1 protein-coding gene and 1 pseudogene are annotated in these 649 nt (G+C 35.3%); both read left to right on the top strand.

Annotated elements, in window-relative coordinates; genetic code table 11:
• Window positions 1–5 precede the first annotated feature (5 nt).
• Window positions 6–409: pseudogene (locus DYY66_RS16240) on the top strand (UDP-N-acetylglucosamine 2-epimerase); the annotation flags it as partial.
• A gap of 1 nt (window position 410) precedes the next feature.
• Window positions 411–649: UDP-N-acetylglucosamine 2-epimerase (locus tag DYY66_RS14495; protein WP_255496284.1), on the top strand; the 239-nt coding region annotated here is incomplete at both ends.

The following is a 649-nucleotide window of genomic DNA, read 5'->3' as shown; positions in this document are numbered from 1 at the left end:
AAAAAATAAAACCTGATGTTGTTATAGTTCCAGGCGATACTAGATCAGCACTTGGTGCAGCACTTTGTGCAAACAGATTGGGAATGAAAGTAGCACATGTAGAAGCAGGAGCAAGAAGCATGGAATTTGATATGGAAGAGGAGATAAACAGGAGAATAATAGACCATTGTTCAAATATTCTATTTGCTCCAACAAAAAATTGTTACAATAACCTAAAACATGAATCAGTTATTGGCTCATCATATCTTAGTGGTGATACAATGTACGACGTATTTCTCCAATTCAAAAAAATTTTCAATCTCCAAAGACATGATTCCAAGTACATACTGATGACAATTCACAGAAAAGATAACATCGAAAACAGAGAAAAAATCAAAAAAATTCTAGAACTAGTTAAAACTGTACACGANCAGTCCTTTGGTTTGAAACTTGACGGTATCAATACAATAGAGCCAGTAAAATATTCCAAGATGTTGCAGTTGCTTTCAGGAGCAAGCTTACTCATAACAGACTCTGGGGGTCTTCAAAAGGAGGCATATTGGACAGAAACTCCATGTGTTACATTACGCAAAAGTACTGAATGGACTGAGACTTTGGATCAAAAACACAACGTCTTGTTAAGCAAGCTATCAAGTTCTAGTAGTAATAT

This window comes from Candidatus Nitrosotalea sp. FS (assembly GCF_011319475.1).
In the GTDB taxonomy this organism is placed as follows: domain Archaea; phylum Thermoproteota; class Nitrososphaeria; order Nitrososphaerales; family Nitrosopumilaceae; genus Nitrosotalea.
The sequence above is the reverse complement of the archived record's forward strand: the minus strand, read 5'-3'. Positions and strand labels throughout refer to the sequence as shown.